Origin of the sequence: Pseudomonas sp. KB_12, assembly GCF_052114545.1 — a bacterium.
Lineage (GTDB): Bacteria > Pseudomonadota > Gammaproteobacteria > Pseudomonadales > Pseudomonadaceae > Aquipseudomonas > Aquipseudomonas brassicacearum.
In genome coordinates, this window is sequence record NZ_JBFREY010000086.1 from 1 (window position 1) to 966 (window position 966).

At 65.2% G+C, this 966-nt stretch carries 1 protein-coding gene; it reads left to right on the forward strand.

Translation table 11 applies throughout. The features are described from left to right. Nucleotides 1-966 (forward strand): RHS domain-containing protein (locus tag AB4Z20_RS27965; RefSeq protein ID WP_442091224.1); only part of this gene is annotated, 966 nt, incomplete at both ends.

Below are 966 nucleotides of genomic sequence, written 5' to 3' on the forward strand. Positions count from 1 at the left end.
CGACCTCAACGGCACGCGCCTGACCGAACACCGCTTTGTCGGCGGACGCGAACGGCAACGCCAGCAGGGCCGGCTGCTCAGTGACTACGACTACGACGAACAGGGCCGCCTCAAGGCCCAGACCGTGTGGCAGAGCCAACAGCAACAACTGTTCTGGCGCGATTATGCCTACAGCGCCAAGGGCAACCTGCAAACCCTTTCCGACAACCGAAACCGCCGCAGCTATCAGTACGACCCGCTGGATCGCCTGACCCGCATCGACTTTTCCCACAGCGAACCGCCGGAACACTTCTGCCACGACCCGGCCGGCAACCTGATGATGCAGGACCGCCCCGGCCCGACCACCCTCAAGGGCAACCGCCTGCTGAAGGAGGGCGACCGCCACTACGACTACGACGCCTTCGGCAACCTGATCCGCGAACGCCGCGACCAGGCCCTGGTCAGCGCCTACCGCTACGACAGCCAGCACCGCCTGATCGGCGTCACCACGGCGGATGGGCGTGAAGCATCCTACCGCTACGACGCCTTTGGCCGACGCATCAGCAAGACCGTGGACGGCCTGACCACGGAGTTTTTCTGGCAGGGCGACCAGGTCGTCGCCGAAAACAGCCCGCGCCACCACCGCAGCTACGTCTACGAACCCGGCACCTTCCGCCCGCTGGCGATGCTCGATGGCGAGGGCCCGGAAAAAGCCACGCCGTTCTACTACCACCTCGACCACCTGGGCACGCCCCAGGAACTGACCAGCTACAGCGGCCAGATCGTCTGGTCGGCGCGCTACAACGGCTACGGCCAACTCACCGAACTCCAGCACGGCGGCGGCGAACAGCTTGAGCAACCGCTGCGCTTCCAGGGCCAATACTTCGACCCCGAAAGCGGCCTGCACTACAACCGGCACCGCTACTACAATCCCGAGACTGGCCGTTACCTGACGCCCGACCCGAGCAAGTTGGTGGGTGGGCTCAA